Annotated in this window: 15 protein-coding genes; 6 read left to right on the forward strand and 9 right to left on the reverse strand. The window is 48.7% G+C overall.

Annotated features, from left to right (window positions below; translation table 11 throughout):
* Positions 1–8: 8 nt before the first annotated feature.
* Positions 9–1,220, reverse strand: coding sequence for an anhydro-N-acetylmuramic acid kinase (locus tag ACYVAM_RS13870; protein WP_461067891.1), 1,212 nt, complete (start codon positions 1,218–1,220; stop codon positions 9–11).
* Between the two features lie 92 nt (positions 1,221–1,312).
* On the opposite strand from ACYVAM_RS13870, the gene ACYVAM_RS13875 reads away from it, so the two are divergent.
* From ACYVAM_RS13875 to ACYVAM_RS13885, 3 genes are all read left to right on the forward strand, one after another.
* Positions 1,313–2,209 carry a fructosamine kinase family protein gene (locus tag ACYVAM_RS13875; protein ID WP_461067893.1) on the forward strand — a complete coding sequence of 299 codons (897 nt, stop codon included), beginning with the start codon at positions 1,313–1,315 and terminating at the stop codon, positions 2,207–2,209.
* Positions 2,210–2,280: 71 nt separating this feature from the next.
* Complete coding sequence (locus tag ACYVAM_RS13880; RefSeq protein WP_461067895.1) at positions 2,281–3,711, forward strand: DEAD/DEAH box helicase; 1,431 nt, start codon at positions 2,281–2,283, stop codon at positions 3,709–3,711.
* Between the two features lie 74 nt (positions 3,712–3,785).
* Positions 3,786–4,595, forward strand: a complete 810-nt coding sequence (locus tag ACYVAM_RS13885; RefSeq protein ID WP_461067897.1) for a tetratricopeptide repeat protein — start codon at positions 3,786–3,788, stop codon at positions 4,593–4,595.
* Positions 4,596–4,705: 110 nt separating this feature from the next.
* Here the strand turns inward: ACYVAM_RS13885 and ACYVAM_RS13890 are convergent, their stop codons facing one another.
* A complete protein-coding gene (locus tag ACYVAM_RS13890) occupies positions 4,706–5,719 on the reverse strand; it encodes a toxin-antitoxin system YwqK family antitoxin (protein WP_461067899.1) in 1,014 nt (337 codons plus the stop codon).
* Positions 5,720–5,837: 118 nt separating this feature from the next.
* Here ACYVAM_RS13890 and fcl point away from each other — a divergent pair, with 118 nt between their 5' ends.
* Positions 5,838–6,779: a GDP-L-fucose synthase gene (gene fcl / locus ACYVAM_RS13895; RefSeq protein WP_461067901.1), complete on the forward strand. Its 942-nt coding sequence runs from the start codon at positions 5,838–5,840 to the stop codon at positions 6,777–6,779.
* 116 nt (positions 6,780–6,895) lie between these two features.
* On the opposite strand, the gene ACYVAM_RS13900 is transcribed toward fcl, so the two are convergent.
* Complete coding sequence (locus ACYVAM_RS13900) at positions 6,896–7,528, reverse strand: acetyltransferase (RefSeq protein ID WP_461067903.1); 633 nt, start codon at positions 7,526–7,528, stop codon at positions 6,896–6,898.
* Between the two features lie 113 nt (positions 7,529–7,641).
* Here ACYVAM_RS13900 and ACYVAM_RS13905 point away from each other — a divergent pair, with 113 nt between their 5' ends.
* Both ACYVAM_RS13905 and ACYVAM_RS13910 read left to right on the forward strand, forming a co-directional pair.
* The gene (locus tag ACYVAM_RS13905) at positions 7,642–8,469 is read left to right on the forward strand and encodes a UDP-2,3-diacylglucosamine diphosphatase (RefSeq protein WP_461067905.1); all 828 of its coding nucleotides are present in this window, start codon (positions 7,642–7,644) and stop codon (positions 8,467–8,469) included.
* A gap of 11 nt (positions 8,470–8,480) precedes the next feature.
* Positions 8,481–9,647 carry a glycosyltransferase family protein gene (locus ACYVAM_RS13910; RefSeq protein WP_461067907.1) on the forward strand — a complete coding sequence of 389 codons (1,167 nt, stop codon included), beginning with the start codon at positions 8,481–8,483 and terminating at the stop codon, positions 9,645–9,647.
* On the opposite strand, the gene ACYVAM_RS13915 is transcribed toward ACYVAM_RS13910, so the two are convergent.
* From ACYVAM_RS13915 to ACYVAM_RS13940, 6 genes are all read right to left on the reverse strand, one after another.
* A complete protein-coding gene (locus ACYVAM_RS13915) occupies positions 9,642–10,466 on the reverse strand; it encodes a Rossmann-fold NAD(P)-binding domain-containing protein (RefSeq protein ID WP_461067909.1) in 825 nt (274 codons plus the stop codon). The two genes, ACYVAM_RS13910 and ACYVAM_RS13915, sit on opposite strands and share 6 nt — an antisense overlap.
* 3 nt (positions 10,467–10,469) lie before the next feature.
* Entirely contained in the window at positions 10,470–11,489 is a 1,020-nt protein-coding gene (locus ACYVAM_RS13920; RefSeq protein ID WP_461067911.1) for an outer membrane beta-barrel protein, read from the reverse strand.
* Entirely contained in the window at positions 11,486–12,409 is a 924-nt protein-coding gene (locus ACYVAM_RS13925) for a hypothetical protein (RefSeq protein WP_461067913.1), read from the reverse strand. The genes ACYVAM_RS13920 and ACYVAM_RS13925 overlap by 4 nt, the downstream gene beginning before the upstream one ends.
* Positions 12,378–12,977 carry an RNA polymerase sigma factor gene (locus ACYVAM_RS13930; RefSeq protein WP_461067915.1) on the reverse strand — a complete coding sequence of 200 codons (600 nt, stop codon included), beginning with the start codon at positions 12,975–12,977 and terminating at the stop codon, positions 12,378–12,380. Before ACYVAM_RS13930 ends, ACYVAM_RS13925 begins: the two co-directional genes overlap by 32 nt.
* A 106-nt stretch (positions 12,978–13,083) precedes the next feature.
* Entirely contained in the window at positions 13,084–13,461 is a 378-nt protein-coding gene (locus ACYVAM_RS13935) for a DUF983 domain-containing protein (RefSeq protein WP_461067917.1), read from the reverse strand.
* A gap of 238 nt (positions 13,462–13,699) precedes the next feature.
* Positions 13,700–14,242 (reverse strand): DUF420 domain-containing protein, encoded by a 543-nt coding sequence (locus ACYVAM_RS13940; protein ID WP_461067919.1) that lies wholly within the window; start codon positions 14,240–14,242, stop codon positions 13,700–13,702.

Genomic DNA, 14,242 nt, shown 5'->3' on the forward strand with positions numbered 1-14,242 from the left:
TCAAGACTTCACTTCGGGAAGCTAACTTTTCCCATTGAAACCGTAGGAACGCCCTGTCTATCCCCAAAAGAGGTGCTTCCACCAGCCAGACTTTCGTTGGCCAGAACCGCAAACAAGACCGCTTCTTTCGCATCGCCATTGATGCCCAGGCTGTCTGTGCTATCGAACTGGCAATCAGGAAGTGCCTCATGAAGTCGTCGGGTTAATTGCGGGTTGTGCGCTCCGCCCCCACTCATGTAAATTCGAAATACTACTCCACTTTTTTTAGGGGAATCGGGTAAAACGCGCCTTATGGCACTAGTGATGGTATCGGCGCTGAACTGCACGAGCGTGGCCATCAGATCGGCGGGGGATAAATCAAGCGTCAGACTACGTTCCTGTGCTTGCTCCACATACGATACGTTGAAAACTTCGGGACCGGTAGTTTTTGGAAATGGAGCGTCGAAAAACGGATTTTTTTTCAAGGCTCTCAACAAATCAGCATCGACCAGCCCCTGAGCTGCTAACTGACCATTTTCATCATATGGCTTGTTCAGAAACTTCCGGGCGTAAGCATCCAGGAGCGTGTTTCCCGGACCTGTGTCGGTGGTAAAGACATGGCTGGCATCCTCGTCGGCGGGCAGATAGGTGAAATTGGCGATGCCACCCATATTGAGCAAAATCCGATTTTTGCCCGCTTGAGAAAACATAAAATAATCGCCATATACCGCCAGCGGAGCGCCCTCTCCCCCGTGAGCAACGTGCTTTTGCCGAAAATCGCTAACTGTCAGAATACCCGTCACAGCGGCAACGTGATCACCATCACCAATCTGGAGTGTGGCATTCGGGAACTTATCGCGCCGGTGCTGGCTTTTGGGGGCGTGATATACGGTTTGCCCGTGACTCGCCACGATGTCCACTTCAGCGGGGTCTATTCCCCAGTTGTGCAGGCAGTCGAGAATAAGCTGACCATGAAGCCGTCCAATGTATGGATTCAACAAACAAAGCTGTTCGAAGTGGATGGTCTGCCTAGCAAAAATGGTGCGAATTTCGGCTTTGAACTCCTCATCGAAGGGAACCGTTGCAAACCGTTCGAGCGTAACCGATGTCGCTGGCCCACTGCCCGAAATACGACATAAGGCTACGTCAAGACCATCGAGCGAGGTGCCCGACATGAGGCCAATGATTCGGCGGTCCGGTTTCCGGGCTATGTCATAAAGATGCTGAATTTGTGAATTCATAGACAATCAATCAGGTAAATAGAACGAGGCTGTTAAAAACGGCCATTTGACCAGTAGCTTTTAAAACAGAACAGCCGACACGCAAATAACGCATGGATTTTTGGGGCGACGAGCAATTTTCTTTTTTCGAAAGCATTCTGTTTTCAGCCCTTGGCCAATCGGTCGAGGTGATTGAAATGCAGTTCATCTCCGGTGGTAACATTAACACATCGGCTCAGGTATTTTCGTCGGAAGGTGTCTTTTTCGTCAAATGGAATCAATTGGAACCGGCTACCGATGGACAACCCGATTTGTTTGCGGCCGAAGCCCGTGGCTTAGATCTGCTTCGGCAAACCGACACGCTGCACATACCGAACGTAATTGGCTATGGTCGGCATCAGGAAAAGTCTTACCTCATTCTTGACTACGTCGATCCTGGAACACCCGATAAAGCTTACTGGGAAACCCTGGGGCATTCACTGGCCGTCTTGCATTCGCACACACAGCCAGCTTTTGGGTTAAATTTTGCTAATTACATTGGCACGCTGCCACAAACCAATACGCTGACCGCCAACGGATACGATTTCTTCTTTGAACACCGGCTGCTCCCGCAGGCTGGTTTAGCGTTGTATAAAGGGCTGCTGACTAAACCGACCTACGACGCTCTGTTCCGGCTTCGTGAACGCTTGCCGGACTTGCTGCCCAATGAGCGGCCTGCGCTGCTCCACGGCGACTTATGGTCGGGCAATGTGTTGGTTAATGAGGACGGGCAACCGGCGCTCATCGACCCGGCGGTTTATTATGGCTTCCGCGAATCGGAACTGGCCTTCACCAAATTATTCGCCGGTTTCGACGACCGTTTTTACGACGCTTACCACGAAACGTTTCCCCTTCAGGATGGTTTCAGCGAGCGCATAGCCATCTATAACTTGTATCCACTGCTGGTTCACGTGAATCTGTTTGGCTCGGGCTACGTTAGTAGCGTAGAACGGGTACTAAAACAGTTCTAGTATTCAGGCTAATCGGGAGATTAACCACGCATTATTCAAACGGTCTACTCAGGAAATTAGGCCAGACATTTATGGAAATTACTTCGTTCGAACAGTTCGAGCTGAATCGGCAGTTGCTAAACGCCGTCGCTGAACTTGGTTATTCAGAACCGACCCCTATTCAACAGCAAACGATTCCACTGAGCCTGGGAAACCACGACGTGCTGGGCATTGCACAAACCGGAACGGGCAAAACAGCGGCTTACCTGCTTCCGATTCTGATGAAAGTCAAATACGCACAGGGCCAGAACCCGCGTGCGTTGATCCTGGCGCCTACCCGCGAGTTAGTTATGCAGATCAATCAGGCGGTGAGCGAACTAGGCAAATTCACCGACCTGCGCCATGTGGCTCTATATGGCGGGCTCGGACCAAAAACCCAGATTGAAGCGCTTCGCAACGGGATCGATATAATTGTGGCTACCCCCGGCCGGTTCATGGATTTGTACCGCACCGGCGAAATTGTGACGAAAGAGATTCGCACGATGGTTCTCGACGAAGCTGATAAAATGATGGATATGGGCTTTATGCCCCAGATTCGGTCAATTCTGGAAATCATCCCGAGGAAACGACAGAACCTGCTGTTCTCGGCTACGTTTGGTGGGCGAGTCGAGCGATTATCGGCCGAATTTCTGGAAGCGCCCATCAAAATCGAGGTTTCACCACAGGCATCGACTGCCGACATGGTGAATCAGGTGATTTACGAAGCACCCAACTTTCGCACCAAAATCAACATGCTGGATTACCTGATCACGAAGGAAGCATTTCAACGCGTGATCATCTTTGCCCGCACAAAAGGCACTGCCGAAAATATTTATAAATTCCTGGCACGCAAAGTGTTAGATCCTGACAAAGTCCGGGTAATTCACGCGAACAAAGGGCAAAATACGCGTATCAATGCCATGGAGGCCTTCAAAGAAGGGAATATTCAGGTGCTGGTAGCGACGGATGTGGCGGCCCGCGGCATTGACGTAGCTGAAGTAAGCCATGTGATCAACTTCGACCTGCCCTTAATTTACGAAGACTATGTTCACCGAATTGGTCGAACAGGCCGCGCCAACCGCTCAGGCGAAGCCATCACGTTTTTGACCAAAGCCGAGGATTATCACGTCCAAAAGATTGAGCGAATCATTCGCATGACGATTCCCCGCCAACCGCTGCCACCGGAAGTGGAGGTAACGGAAACTCCTTTTGACGAAGAGCAGGCAATGCTTCGCGAGATTGACGAACAACGTCGGAAAGAAGATCCGACTTTTTTAGGTGCTTTTCACGATAAAAAAACGACGCCTACTCCCGCTGATAAAGCTCGCCTGAAAGCGAAGGCCAAACTGATGGGTACCCAAAAAACCTCATCGCCGGGTACAGGTGCCCGTTCGGGTGGGTTTAAGGGCAAATCTGGTGGAAAGGTAGGTAGTAATAGGTCAGGTGGTGCGAAGAAATCGGGACCGCGCGGGGGACGCCGGTAATCGATTGGAAATGTACTAACTTGGATTCCCATTTCGTTCTTATCGAGACAAAACTCCCTGGTATAGTATTTTCTATGAACGTTCGGATGAATCTGATACAGTGGGCTTTAGTTGCGCTACCGTTTTTGACGGAAGCTCAGCCAAAGCAACTTGTCATATCGGCACGTTCGGGCGATTCGGTTCGACAAACCCAGGCCACTCAGCGCCCCATTGAACCGACGACGCAACGGCCCGCCGAATCTACGTCTACGAATGCTGCCGAATTGGCCAGTGGATCCTTCAACACGCTGCCTCTTTTTGGTGAACAGCCAAAAACAGCGAATCAGATTGATGCCGAAATCCATTTTCTTAACGACTGCGATCGCAATTTTGCCACCCGCTCTGAAGCCAGTGATTTTTTCGCGGCTCGTGGCTGGGATTATGTTGCTGATGGGCAATTGGATACGGCGGCCTATCGATTCAATTTATCCTGGTTGCTCAATAACCGAAATGCGGATGCTTACTGGGGACTTGGCGTCGTCTATTACCAGAAAAACCAGTTACCAACAGCTATCCGAATGCTGAAGAAAGGCATAGCCATGGCGGATAGCAATGTGGCATTGATAACCGATCTGGCCACTGTAGAAATAAAACAGTATCAGATCAAGCCCGAGCCTGATCTGCTTACCGAAGCCGAAAACTATCTCCAGCGGGCGGTCATGATTAGCCCAAACAACGCTTCATCGTACCAGAAGCTATCCATCGTGTATTACCTGAAGGCTGATTATATGAAGGCCTGGGATTATTTCCACCAGACCCATAATCTGGATATGTCTGTTCTCGATCTGGGTTATCTGAACGAGTTACTGGCCAAACAGCCTGATCCTAAAAAGGTGTTTAAATAAAAAAGCCGTCGCAAAACACTTGCGACGGCAGCACATTCCATTCTTTACTTTGTAAGTTTTTGTCTGGCAGACTGGTCGGAAGGACAAAAATGCCAGAAAATATACCCTGCTCAATTCTCCGTTTCTTCGTCCTGAACGACTTTTTCTTTGGCTCGTTCAAAGGTCAGTTTACCTTTTTCGTCCCATTCACTGATAATGTAAGGCTCAAACTCGGTGTCCCACTGGCTGCTGGCATATTGGGTTAGTTTGCGTCGCATACGCCGACCATTTGGATTGACAGGATAGTATTCGGTCCATCGGCCCACTTTTACGCCGTTATCATATTTTCCTTCTTCAGACAGTAACCCATTCTCGTAAAAGGCCATATAAGTGCCTTTCACTTTTCCGTATTCCATCGGAATAATTTCTTTGATCTTGTGATGCGTCGAGTCGTAAAATACCAGGCGCGACTCAGCAGGTACGCCCCGATGCCAGCGAACCTTGTCGGTAAGCATAAACTTGCTGTCATATTTTTCCCAGCGACCATCTTTCATACCCGCATAATAATAGCCTTCTTCAACAAGATCGCCGTTCTGGTAGCGCTTGTAAGGGCCATGCAGCAATAAGCCCGCCCCTTCATCGCGTACAATGGAACTGGTCACGCGCGCTGATTTTTGATAATAGCGGTAAATGTCCCGAATATAGTTGTGTGGCTTTGCGGCATCATTGTCACGCAGTACATAAAACTCCTCCACAACGGTTCGGTCGCCACTGCCAAACTTGGTGTAGGCTTTGATCATCGACAGCCCTTCATATTCCGTTTTAGATAATTTGCTTTTACTTTTCCGGTCGGCTTTCAGCTTTTTAAGCTGTTTTACTTTCAAACCCAGGTCTGGCATAACCCCGGCTAAGTAAGCATCTTTCTGGTCTTTCAGGGACGACATCGTGGGCAAACCCAGGGTGGTGAGCGACGACGGCACCGAAGAGAAGCCCGCTAAAGGCGACGGAGCCGCCCCCGACGGAGCGATCACCGGCTTCGACGCCGTTGTGAGCGAAGCCGGGGCCGTTTGTGCCTGAGCAGTAAGCGTCAGAAGACCACACGATAATAAGATTGGAATCAGTCGTTTCAAGTTCGGTGCAAACATGGCGTAGACAAACGATTGGTGCCTTAAGTTTGTTAGTTTTGCAACGCTGTAAAAAGCTTTATTATTTTATCCACTGTACAGACTACCTTCCAGACAGTCAATTTAATACACTAAACTTGTGGAAAAACACGCTCGCATTTACGTTGCCGGACATCGGGGTATGGTTGGCTCAGCTCTCGTCCGTAAACTCCAGGCCGAAGGCTTTTCTAATATTATTACCCGCACCTCGTCGGAACTTGATTTACGCAATCAGGCTGCTGTTGCTGATTTTTTTGAGCAGGAACGCCCCGACTACGTATTTCTGGCTGCCGCCAAAGTTGGTGGTATTCTAGCAAACAACATCTATCGTGCCGAATTTCTGTACGATAACCTGCTCATTGAGGCAAATATTATTCACAGTGCTTATCAGACGGCCGTAAAAAAATTATTGTTTCTGGGGTCGTCTTGCATCTATCCGAAATTAGCTCCTCAGCCACTCAAAGAAGAGTATTTGCTGAGTGGTTTTCTGGAAGAAACGAACGAACCCTACGCGATTGCCAAGATCACAGGAATCAAACTCTGTGAAGCATACCGGAGTCAGTACGGGTGTAACTTCATTTCGGCCATGCCGACGAATCTGTATGGACCCAATGATAACTATGACCTTCAGGGCTCGCATGTACTTCCGGCTCTGATCCGTAAGTTTCACGAGGCTAAAATTAACGGCCAGCCCACGGTCGAAGTCTGGGGAACGGGATCACCCAAGCGCGAATTTCTTCATGCCGACGATCTGGCGGCAGCCTGTTTCTTCCTGATGGAAAATTATGACGATGCCCTGTTTGTCAACATTGGTACGGGCGAAGACGTTACAATTCGTGAAGTAGCCGAGTTGATCAAGGAGACCGTTGGCTTTACGGGCGAACTCCGCTGGAATACCGATAAGCCAGATGGTACCCCCCGCAAATTGATGGATGTGTCAAGACTGCACAATATGGGCTGGAAACACACCACCGAACTGAAAGATGGCCTCCAACGTACGTATCAGGATTTCCTGGCGAACGAAGTAGTGTATATTGAATAATGTAGAGACGCGTACTCGCGTCTCCTGTGCGTCAGCAATCTTTTTGCATTTTATATCTGAACGTGTAGTACAGATTCTACTAATTGCTGACGCACAGGAGACGCGAGTACGCGTCTCTACAGTTTTTTTGCAGGGTTACCGAATACGGTCGTACCAGCCTCTACATTCTCGACTACGACCGAGCCGGCTCCGATGCGGGCGTTTTTCCCAATGGTGATTCCCGCTACAATCGTTGCGCCGGTTCCGATAAAGGCTCCTTCTTCGATACTTACACCACTGTTGATGATGCAGCCCGTGCCAATGTGGACAAAATCTCCGACTTTGGCTTTGGCCTCAATAATTGCTCCCGCCTGAACAATGCAATGCTGCCCCAACTCGGCAAATGGGTTTACCACGACGCGGGCTGCAATCAGGTTACCATGGCCGATGACGGCCAGCGTTGATACCGTTGCGGTATCGTGAATCGCATTGACAGGCTGAACCTTACGCCGTTCGTTCAGCATTTTAACGAGCCGTTTGCGGACGCGGCCGTCGGCGATGGCGACGAAAGCCTCGCACTTCTGCCCAATGAGTTTCAGATAACCATCATCGTCTGTTTCTCCCAGCACCGATACATCGCTGAACTCCTTCCCATGCAGGTCTTTGTTATCATCCAGCAGGCCATACACAACAACATTATTCCGTTGAAACAGGTCCAAAGCTGTTAGCCCAAGGCTACCTGCTCCTATAATAAGCACCGGATTCTCCATCTATCTCGAATTTGTTAAGTCAATGTTAATTACTTGTCTTATAACCTATTAATCTTGGCAATTTGGTAACAATGCGATAAATCCTATTTAACGTCTGGCGTTTAGTTTCGTTCATGAAATTAAGTACCCAGTTTCGCACGATTGTTTTGTCAGATATTCATCTGGGCACAACCGGGTCGAAGGCCAAAGAAGCTACTGAGTTTCTAAGAAATTATTCGTGTCAGAAACTTATCCTCAACGGCGACATCATTGACGGGTGGCAGTTGAAGCAGTATGGAACTTGGAAAAAGAAACACACCGCTTTTTTTAAGACGGTTTTAAAGCAAATCGTTCATTACGATACCAAAGTTATCTATCTGCGGGGTAATCACGACGATTTTCTGGATCAGATCATGCCGCTCAAAGTGGGCAAAAATTTCTCGATACAGAAAGACTATGTTCTGACTTCGGGGACGAAGAAATTTTACGTTACTCATGGCGATGTGTTCGATTCCATTACTTCGCACATGAAGTGGCTTGCCTATCTAGGCGATATAGGGTATACCTTTCTACTGTGGGTCAATAAGTTTTATAACCAGTATCGCACCTGGCGTGGATTGCCTTATTACTCGCTCTCCCAACTGGTGAAGTCCCGCATCAAGCAGGCTGTCAGTTACATTTCCGATTACGAGCAAAAATTAACCGAGCTGGCCCGTGCCCGGAACTGCGATGGCGTCATATGTGGCCATATTCACCAGGCTGCCATCCACGAATATGAAGGCATAATCTATATGAATTCTGGCGACTGGGTTGAATCTCTCAGTGCGCTGGTCGAGGATCATGACGGCGATTGGAGTCTGCTCTACTACACGGCTGACGCCGACGAACAAGAAGAAAAAGAGGCCATAAAAACCCCAGCTGCCCAAGCCGTTAGCGCTGGCCTACCGATTCAGACAATCTAATTCTTCTTATCATGCGTGTTTTATTCTTAGTACAGGGAGAAGGCCGAGGTCATTTAACACAAGCGTTGTCGCTGGCACAAATTTTACGCATGGCGGGCCACGAAGTGGTTGGAGCCCTTGTTGGTGTAACGGCTGAGCGAACCGTTCCAACCTTTTTCAGTGAGCAATTCAGTGCACCAATTATACCTGTCTTTAGTCCGGGTCTGGTGTACAATGCGGGCACTAACGCGCTGGAACCGTTCAGGACGACCGTACAGGCTATTCGAAGTATGCGTCCCTTCTGGCGTAGTTTAAAGCGGGTACGTGACCACATAGATGCCCAGCGGCCCGACGTAGTCGTTAATTTCTATGAGATGCTGGGTGGTATGACATATGCCCTTATGCGGCCGTCGGCCCCAATGATTTGCATTGCCCATCAATACATGGCTTTCCATTCAGATTTCCAGCGCCCTAAGGGACAATGGCTTTATCGGCAGGCCTTCAAATTCAATACGCAGCTTACGTGTTTCGGCGCCCAGGAATTACTTGCCCTATCGTTCGATAAACAGGCCAATGAACCTTGCAAACGCCTTCGTGTTGTGCCTCCTCTATTGCGTCAGGAAGTAACGAAGCTAAAACCCAGAGCAGCTGATTCGAACGCTGCCGGTGATTTTCTACTGGCCTATGTTACGCAGCCCGGCTTGAAAATCGAATTGGAGAAAGCACACCAGCAACGGCCCGACGTTCGGATGGATGCGTTTCACTCGGATGCAAACGGCCCCGATCAAGTCATTGACGATACGCTGACCTACCATGCCATCGATGGAAAACGGTTTCTGGACTTTATGGCCCGCTGCAAGGCAATTGTGACCACAGCCGGATTCGAATCGGTTTGTGAAGCGCTGTATCTGGGAAAACCAGCCTTGATGATTCCTCAACCAAATCACTACGAACAATCCTGCAACGCTATCGACAGCCAACGGGCGGGCGTGGGCATCGCATCGGATCGGTTTGACCTGAATCAACTGCTGGCCTATATTCCCCAGTATGACCCGCAGGTAAGCGAACGATTCCGGGCATGGCATGCACAGGGCTATTTCTTGTTTCTGGCAGCGCTGAACCGGGCCGTTACGCCAACCAGCAAACCGTCGTCCGGTGGTTTTCTATCAACACGCCTTCGGCATCTGATCCGGTTATAACTGGTATAAAAACTGCAATGGATCGGGGTAAACAAATTGATATTTTGTTGCCTGCATCAGTTTTTCTACCGAAATGGTCTTATAGGAAACCGGCTTTTCGGGCACAATAAAGCTGGGCAGTTGAAACCCGAAATCAGCGCAACTTTTGCGGTAAATAGCTTCGCGTGTCGGATGTTCTGGCGCAACGGCGTTGTACGTACCGGTTAGACTCAATCCAATTATAGCGGCCAATAGTCCCACCGCATCATCCTGATGGAGGTAATTGACGGGTACCGCCCCGCTATCAACGGTTCGGCCGGCTACGTACTTTCCCGGAATACGGTCGTATCCCATCAGACCACCGCAGCGTAACAGTGTTATCTGGCAATTGGGTGTAAGTTCCTGAATGTATTGTTCGGCCTGCACCAGACCCGGCGCGGCCGATTCATTCGGCGTTTTAACATCTTCCTCCACCATAACCCGGCTCAGTTCAGGATATACCGATGTCGAGCTTACGTAAATAACATGCCCGACTGACGATTGACGTAGAGCATTCGCCAACTGTCTGATTTGTTCCGGATGAAAGTTATCACCCATTTTTCCGGCTTTTGGAGGAATATCAATGACAAGTGTATCTGCCTGTAATAGAGTAGAAAGATCGCCGACTGGCTCAGGGGCCAAGCTCAGTTGGTAGGCATCGATGCCTTTATGATGCAACAGGGGCAATTTCTCCGCCGATGTGGTGCTGCCCTTTACGGTATACCCAATATCGAGGAGTTTTTCGGCCAGAGGTAAACCCAACCAGCCACAGCCTAGAATAGAAACGATCTTGTGAGTCATACTTTAGAATCCAATACCAAAAGTAAGGGTTCTGACGTCGGGCCCTTTACCCGTTTGAAATAATGGGTTCAGATCATATTTGGCAAAAAAATCGAAACTACGAACGCCCAGATGAGCGACCAGGCCATATCGAAAGCTATTCAGGTAATAGTCATCGTGCCGTCGGTCTTTGCTGCCGTCTGCTTCTTTAATTTTCCGATAACTATCGAGTCGGTAGTTTACGTAGCCACCAAACCCAATGTGGCAAACTTTTTCACCGTCGCTATTGTAGAACGTTACTCGCGGCACGACCGGAATACCCAGCGTACAAACGGTCAGTTTACTTTTTTGTAATTCCCTGCCTGCATCGGTGAAGGCAACACCAGCAGCTCCTTTCTCAGCAATTTTGTTGCCCTCGAACATAAAGTTGTTCCAGGCTACTTCCACGCCGTAATACAGCTTCAAGGATGCGTATTTACCCCGAATGAGCGTTGGCATGGCGCCCGCCGATAAGGCGAAGTAGCGCGACCCTAACGGCTTCAACGCATAGTCACTTTCGGGATAGTTCGGGTTTGCACTTTGCTGAACCAGTGTATTCAGGCCAATACTGAGGGTATAATCGAAATTATTCCCATCACTCCGCTTTCTCCGTCTTGCCCGATCGTAGTCCCGGTCGGTATTGTCTTTATTTTTCGATGAAGTTTTTGTTGTATCGTCGTCACCATTGACAACGATTGTCATGCCATCCTTCTGCTTTGTAATAACCAATACGGTATCTTTCAAAAAACGGCCGCCATCCTGTGAGATAGCCGTTTGTCCACCCGGTACCGAATCCAGTTTCATGCCCATTTCCCGCACAATCTTATTCAGATCGTAGTTCGATAGGGCCTGGATTCCTGCTTTATCGGGCGCATAAATGACCAGGCGTGTGCGGTTGGCAAATCGAATCACCAACGAATCGGTTGGATTTAATGATTTGGCCTGAGCCTGCGTAGCTATAATTAAACCCGTTAATAGAGCGAAGGCACGTAGCAGTCGGTTCATTGTTTTGTTGTTTTATCTTTCTCTAAACTGTGTTTCAAACCACTATATGCCCGGCCCAGCAAGCCACTTTCTTCGTTACCTGTGTTGTCCTGACGAGCAAACACCTCTCCCTGCTTAATTCGTTTTACCTGCTGCCACAGGCCACCGGCTTTTGTTTCTTTGGCAAGCTTTTCGTCCTGCGCGGCAGCCGCCTTTTCCTCAACCGACGCTTTAGCTATCTGGCGAGCGGCCACCAAAGCTTCCGGTTCGGCAATCGTGACGACTAACACCCGTTCAGCTATCGGACTGGGTTTAATAACCGGTTTTGCGTCGGCGACCTGTTCGGCTGGAACCTGCGTAATAGGCGCCACATACGTTGGGGAAGCTGGTTCGGCTTTCGGCTTATTCTCCACTGGCTTTTCCTGTGCCAGCCTAGGTGCTACGGGTACTGACTGGCTCGACCGAGCTGGATTTTGCCGTACAGAGGTCCGGCTTTCTTTTGGGTTATCTGTATCGTCACTCTTTTCTGTATGATCGATAATAGCCACCTGGTTGGTGGTAGATTCCGGTGCTACATCTTTCTCGTTCGATACACCGGGTATTTGGTCTTTGCGTTGCCGGTCTATTTCTTTCTGAACCGGCTTTTTCTCATTTGACCCTACTCCCTGATTCGTTGCCAGTTGAGTCCGCCCCTGTTCCATCGCTCCCGTGGATGGCCAGTAGAGCCAGCCGAACAGGCAAACCAGCAGCAGACAGGCTGCAGCAGCCATATACCGCTGCATAGTTGGATTACGCCAGAATACCATTCGGGGTTCTGGTCTGCTCTGATCCATACGGGCCTGCAGTCTGGCGAAGCCATCTGAACGAGGCCTCAACGAGGTATTGCCAAGTTTCCGGGCAAACAGCTCGTCAATTGGCGGCTTTTCTGTATGTTTTTTCATAGGATACGTTCCTGAAATCCTGTTCCATCTTTTTTAGATTTGCCTGTAGCATCATTCGGGCCCGGCTCAACTGCGATTTGGACGTACCTTCCGATATGCCCAGCATTTCGGCTATTTCGGCATGCGTATAGCCTTCAATCGCATACAGGTTAAATACGGTTCGATAGCCATCAGGCAATTGATTGACTAAACGCATTAAATCATTTTCATTCACAGCGGTATCGGCCCACTCATAATCCGGTTCAACGGTGACTTCATCAATAGGTACTTCCTGACGCCACTGCTTTGCTTTCCGCAGAAACATCAGCGATTCTGTAACCATAATACGTCTGATCCATCCCTCGAAACTCCCTTCCTCCCGAAACTGCTCAATCTTCTCAAATACCCGCATGAAACCATCGAGCATTACCTCTTCGGCATCATCCTTATTGGCGCAATAACGCGTACATACTGCAAGCATTTTACCCGCAAACCGCTCATAAACGACCTTATGCGCGCGGCTTTCGCCCCGCTTCAGCGCAACAATCAGTTGTGCCTCTGTCGTAAAAAACGGTATAAGTCGGAGCATATTTGTTTAGGTTCGTCTATCAGATGCACTATATACGGTGCAGGTTGCATTGACGAAAAATAATTTCACTTATTTTTCGTCAATCAAGGTCATAAAAAAAAGGGCCTTACAGCCCTTCTACATACTTAATACCGGCTACATAATGTAGCCATATGACGCGTGATATTCGAAAATTGACGGGTGCTATGACAATCATAACAGGCGCCACAATACCTGCGTATACCCAGCCATCAGGATCATTGCCCAGGTAAAAGATTAAAAACCCAAGTACCAAAGCAACTCCGCCTGATATGGCGTAGCTAACATACATGGCCCCAATAAAGTATCCTGGCTCAACTTCGTAACGCAATCCACAGTGTGGACAGTGCTCGTACATTTCATCAAACCCACGGGGCGAATAGAAGGGTTTTTTAAAGATTTTTCCCTGTCGGCACCTAGGACAAAGCCCTTTTAACGCGGCCTGCAATTTCGAGACGTCTTCCATACTCACGTTTGCTATTTCGATACCACAGATAAGCGATTGAGGCTATAATGAGATAAGGAATCATTAATAGATAAACAATACCAATATTCAAGTCAGAGGCTATTATACTACGTCCATTGCTGACGGTACTTTCAACGGTTCCCCGGCACATGGCACACTGAGCCATTAAATCCGGTGTAATGCTCATCAAGGTTACAACAACTAACCACACTTTCCAATTTCTCATGATTTTCAAGCGTTAATGAATGTAATAAGGTTTAATCAGTAAATACACGATGACGCCTGTGATACTTACGTACAACCAGATCGGAAACGCATATTTAACCGTTTGTTTATGCCGGGCGATCTGTCCACTTAATGCAAAATAAACGGCTCTCAGCACGAACCACACCACAACCACCGAGAGGACAATGTGTGATACTAACAGAAAATAATAAACTGGTCGTATCCAACCCTGGCCACCAAATGGTGTTGACTCGTTTGTTAAATGATAGAGTACATAGCTAACTAAAAACAACGAGCCGAAGGTAAAAGCGGCTAACATAGTGCGCTTGTGGGCCACAATGTTTTTCTGGCGGATGAAATAAAACCCTACAAGCAAGAGGACAGATGTAATGGAATTGATAATGCCATTTACATGTGGCAAATAGGTTGTCCAGCTACCTAAGTCCACTTTCTGCCGAATGCCAAGCAATACAGCAACGGCAATTGGAATGGCCAGGGAGAGAATGGTGATAACCCGGTTCGCTTTCTGCTCTTTAACGGGTTGTAGTGCTTCCAT

It is taken from the genome of Spirosoma horti, from assembly GCF_054776595.1.

Coding starts and splice junctions, on each gene's coding strand:
- ACYVAM_RS13870 (WP_461067891.1), bottom strand. CDS start 1,220: ATGAATTCACAAATTCAGCATCTTTATGACATAGCCCGGAAACCGGAC.
- ACYVAM_RS13875 (WP_461067893.1), top strand. CDS start 1,313: ATGGATTTTTGGGGCGACGAGCAATTTTCTTTTTTCGAAAGCATTCTG.
- ACYVAM_RS13880 (WP_461067895.1), top strand. CDS start 2,281: ATGGAAATTACTTCGTTCGAACAGTTCGAGCTGAATCGGCAGTTGCTA.
- ACYVAM_RS13885 (WP_461067897.1), top strand. CDS start 3,786: ATGAACGTTCGGATGAATCTGATACAGTGGGCTTTAGTTGCGCTACCG.
- ACYVAM_RS13890 (WP_461067899.1), bottom strand. CDS start 5,719: ATGTTTGCACCGAACTTGAAACGACTGATTCCAATCTTATTATCGTGT.
- ACYVAM_RS13900 (WP_461067903.1), bottom strand. CDS start 7,528: ATGGAGAATCCGGTGCTTATTATAGGAGCAGGTAGCCTTGGGCTAACA.
- ACYVAM_RS13905 (WP_461067905.1), top strand. CDS start 7,642: ATGAAATTAAGTACCCAGTTTCGCACGATTGTTTTGTCAGATATTCAT.
- ACYVAM_RS13910 (WP_461067907.1), top strand. CDS start 8,481: ATGCGTGTTTTATTCTTAGTACAGGGAGAAGGCCGAGGTCATTTAACA.
- ACYVAM_RS13915 (WP_461067909.1), bottom strand. CDS start 10,466: ATGACTCACAAGATCGTTTCTATTCTAGGCTGTGGCTGGTTGGGTTTA.
- ACYVAM_RS13920 (WP_461067911.1), bottom strand. CDS start 11,489: ATGAACCGACTGCTACGTGCCTTCGCTCTATTAACGGGTTTAATTATA.
- ACYVAM_RS13925 (WP_461067913.1), bottom strand. CDS start 12,409: ATGAAAAAACATACAGAAAAGCCGCCAATTGACGAGCTGTTTGCCCGG.
- ACYVAM_RS13930 (WP_461067915.1), bottom strand. CDS start 12,977: ATGCTCCGACTTATACCGTTTTTTACGACAGAGGCACAACTGATTGTT.
- ACYVAM_RS13935 (WP_461067917.1), bottom strand. CDS start 13,461: ATGGAAGACGTCTCGAAATTGCAGGCCGCGTTAAAAGGGCTTTGTCCT.
- ACYVAM_RS13940 (WP_461067919.1), bottom strand. CDS start 14,242: ATGGAAGCACTACAACCCGTTAAAGAGCAGAAAGCGAACCGGGTTATC.